At 66.3% G+C, this 4,022-nt stretch carries 3 protein-coding genes; 2 read left to right on the top strand and 1 reads right to left on the bottom strand.

The window, feature by feature from the left end:
* The coding region (locus ACY0I8_RS16775; protein WP_461395663.1) for a hypothetical protein at positions 1–1,759 on the bottom strand (1,759 nt) is incomplete at its 3' end.
* Positions 1,760–2,269: 510 nt separating this feature from the next.
* Between ACY0I8_RS16775 and ACY0I8_RS16770 the strand changes: the two genes are divergently transcribed.
* Both ACY0I8_RS16770 and fsa read left to right on the top strand, forming a co-directional pair.
* Positions 2,270–2,938, top strand: coding sequence for a hypothetical protein (locus ACY0I8_RS16770; protein WP_461395662.1), 669 nt, complete (start codon positions 2,270–2,272; stop codon positions 2,936–2,938).
* A 23-nt stretch (positions 2,939–2,961) separates the two neighbouring features.
* Positions 2,962–3,609 (top strand): fructose-6-phosphate aldolase, encoded by a 648-nt coding sequence (gene fsa / locus ACY0I8_RS16765; protein WP_461395661.1) that lies wholly within the window; start codon positions 2,962–2,964, stop codon positions 3,607–3,609.
* The last annotated feature ends 413 nt before the right edge of the window (positions 3,610–4,022 follow it).

Genomic DNA, 4,022 nt, shown 5'->3' with positions numbered 1-4,022 from the left:
CCACGGCCGATGCAAGGGCTTGGGTTTCCCTGGCCATGTCGTCCACGTTGCGGCTCAGGGCCGAGAGGGTGCCGGGGAGTTCCTCCATGACCTCCTGCCACTCGTGGAGCGTTCCGCTGAAGCGCCGGATCGCCTCGGCCAGCGCCTCGTCGAAGGAGCCCAGCGCGCCTTGGAGGCTCTGGCCCAGCGCGTCGGAAAGCCGGTCGATGAGCCCGGAGAGGTGTTCGACGATGGATTGGGTCTGCTCCGTGATGGTTTGCCACGCCCGCTCCACGTCGGACCGGGTCGCCCGAAGGGCCTCGACCTGCTGTTCGATCGTGACGCGGAGTTCTTGCTGTCCCTCCCTGGCGAGGCGGGCCGAATCGGCGAGATGTTCGGCCGAAGACGAAATCTGAGACGCCGAGGCGGCGAGTTCGGCCGTCACGTTCCGGAGCCCCTGAAGGCTCTCGTTGAGAAGCCGGCTGGCCTCGGAGGTTCTGTCGATGAGTTCCATTTGCAGGGTCACCTGTTGCCGTAGCTGTTCCCCGAACTCCACGAGATCCGCCTGAACCCGACCCTGGGCCTGAGATGTCTCCCGAATGATTTGGGCGACGCTCTGGATCTGCTGCTCAAACGAGCCCTGGAGCAGCGTGGCGTGTTCCGCCATGCGGCGAAACGTTTCGTCTTGCGCCTGGGAGGCCGCCTGAATGATCTGGGCAACCCCATGGATCTGCTGCTCGAAGGATTGCTGGAGGGCCCCGACGCATTCGGCCATGCGGCGAAACGCCTCGTCCTGCGTTTGGGTTGCGTGATCGGTGAAGCGGTGGAGGAGTTCCTGTAGGCTCTCCCGGAGCAGTTCCTGGGTACTCTTGAGCACCGGGACCAGGTGTTGGCCCACGGCGTTTTCCATGGCGGGCGCGATGGTTTGGGCCACATGGGTCCCGATGTCGGTCGCGAGGGTTTGGAGCTGCCGACGGATCTCTGCCTGGTCTTCGAGGAGCCGCCGGGCGGAGAGTTCCTCCGATTCGTAGGGGAACAGGCGGGCAACCGACCGGTCCAACGCCTCTACCGCCAGGCGAAGCGCACGGACGCCGTGTTTGTGGAAGGCGGTGAACAAAACGGAGCTCAGGATACCGACCAGCGATGTCAGGAAGGCGAGGGAGAGCCCGTCCAGCAAGCGCCAAACACCCTGTTCGAGACGGCGGACGCTCTCTCCCATCTCGGCAGCTGCCTGGCCGTGATTCAGATCCATGAGACCGGTCACCAGGCCGAGAAACGTTCCGAAAATGCCGATCGCCAGGAAGATTCCAGGGAGGGCGTCACACGTTCTCTGGTTCGCGGCCCTGTCGATGACGATCTCCGGCGTGAGGAAGTCCCGTAGGCGTACCGGGATGACCGCCCGATCCGCGCCGGCGGGGCGAGCGTCTTTCCAGGCGCGAACGAACTCCTGGAAGGGATCTTTGGCCCACCGGCCGAGGCCCCAAACGCGGAACATGCGACCGGCGGCTTCCTCGCGGGCCTCCTCGATTTCGTCCTCGGGCTTTTTCGCCAGATATTCGATGTGCCAGCGGGCCAGCGGCAGGTGGACTCGGCGAACGAACATTCGGCCGAGGTACCAGGTGGTGGCCCAGAGGAAGAAGAGAACCTGGGAGACGAGAAACCCTTTCGTCAGGGCGTTCATCCCGTCGAGATAGGCGCGCACGCCCTCCGGAAAAAGCGCGATGGCCGCTTGCCCCATCTCGCTCACGACCAAAAGTCCCCGTTCCAGAAGTTCGGTCACCCTGCCCCCTCCTGGTCAGGCCCCGGCGTTCGGCGTTGTCTTCCGTACCGGGTTGTGGATTCGGGCGGATCCGAAACCGCCAAAGAAAAACGGCCACCCGCACGGGACGGACCCGTGCCGAGTGGCCGTGTTCCTGCCTGCAAGAGCGTGTTACCCATGGGAGCCCTCCCTGACCCTTTGCCCCGCGGAATGGTATCCGATCCCTTCGGATTTTCGCAACGACGGGGCGGAGGAACACCGTGGGGAGATGGGACAGGTGGCGGACGGACGCCCGGGGGCTTGGAGCGGGGGTGGGGTTGTGGTAGGTATCGCGGCGCGGCACGAGCCGGGGGCAGGGGACCGAAACCGGTGGACCGGTTCTGACCTCTGTCCGCGGATTCCTGCCCCCGGAATCGGAAGCCGGCGTACGAGTGGGGACCGGCGAGGGGCTGAAATCACAAGGGGTTTGGGCCTCCCAGCGTCCAAGCCTCCTCGCGTCCCAGCGGACATCACACGGAGGACGAACGAACCATGCGAAAGGGAATCGGGCTACTGGTGGCCGGGGCGCTGGCCGCGGCCTGGCCGGCGGCGGCCGCGAACCTGGCGGGGCTCGCCTCGCCCCTGGGGGCGGGGCGGTTTGCGGTGAGCGGGTTTGTGGCCTATGGCGAGCAGGACGTGGAGGACGGGGTCCCGGACGAGGTCTCGACCCGGCGGATGCTCGGCCGGGTGCAGGCCGGGGTGGTGGACGGGCTGGACCTCTATGCGTTCCTCGGGTTTTCCGACGCCCAGTTCGATCGGGCCGATTTCGAGGGGACGCTCGGCGGCCTCGGCGGCGTGGGGGCCAAGATCGGGCTTTTGCGCTCGGGCGACGTGCGGGTGGTGGCCGATCTCCAGGCCGAATTCGACCAGTCCAAGGACGGCTCGCGGAAGGTCCGCCACCAGGCCTACCACCTGGCCGGGTACGTGGTGCGGGAGATCGGGGCGGCGGGCAAGGTGGGGTACATGTACCCGTTTGCCGGCATCCGGTTCACCGCGAGCCGGTACGACGCCGACGGCAAGCTCGACGACTACCGCCAGGACAGCTTCCTGGGGGTGTTCGGCGGCGCCGACTACTTCGTGAATCCCAACGTGTACTTCACGGGAGAGGTGCACCTGTTCGACGAGACCAGCATCTACCTGGGGGTCGGGCACCGGTTCTGATCCCACACGCAACGGAGGCAACGATGAAGCTCTTCTTGGACACCGCGAACATCGACGACATCAAGAAAGGCGCGGCCCTGGGGGTGGTGGACGGGGTCACCACGAACCCGACCCTGATCGCCAAGGAGGGCCAGCCCTACCGGGAGGTGCTGGCCGAGATCTGCCGGATCGTGGACGGCCCGGTGAGCGCCGAGGTGGTGGCCCTCGAGGCCGAGAAGATGGTGGCCGAGGCCCGGGAGCTTGCGGCCATCCACGACAACATCGTGGTCAAGATCCCGATCACGGCCGACGGTCTCCAGGCCGTGCACCGGCTTGCGGCCGAGGGCATCCGCACCAACGTGACCCTGGTGTTCAGCGCCCCCCAGGCGCTCCTCGCCGCCAAAGCGGGGGCCACCTTCGTGAGCCCCTTCGTCGGCCGGCTCGACGACCGGGGCCACGAGGGCATGGCCCTGATCGAGCAGATCGTGACGATATTCCGAAACTACGAGATCGACACCGAGGTGATCGTGGCGAGCGTGCGCCACCCCATGCACGTGGTGGAGGCGGCGCTCATCGGGGCCGACATCGCGACGATCCCCTACAAGGTGCTGACCCAGATGCTGGGCCACCCGCTCACGGATCTCGGCATCCAGCAGTTCCTGGCCGACTGGGACCGATATACCGGCAAGTAGACGGGAATTCGTTTGCCCACAACGAACCTTGGTGATTCTGCAGCACGGTTTCGCCGGGACCCGCCGCGCAGAATGTGCCGGTTTTCTCAATATCTTTGAGGCAAAAACCGCTTGACACCCCGAAAACGGCGCCGGTATCCTTGCGCCGGTTTGGGGACCGGGGACCAGGAGTTCGCACCGGCGTTTCGCCGTGCGGGTCCCCGGGCGCTTGGGTCCCCGGCTTGATTTCCGTTGGCTCGGGCCGGCGTTTCGGCCCGGCAGTTCCCAGTGGTTGGGGTTCGGCGAGGGGTTACCGAAGGGCTTTGGCCGCACTCCGCGGGTGCTGCGTCACAGCATCCCAGTCGTGTCCTCTCCCCGAACGGACCTTCGTTCCAGGTCTGCCCCGCACGGGATCCCCCGCGGCGGAACCGGGT

This window comes from Deferrisoma sp., assembly GCF_054681715.1.
Note: the sequence above shows the minus strand (reverse complement) of the source record. Positions and strands in the feature narration are given on the sequence as shown.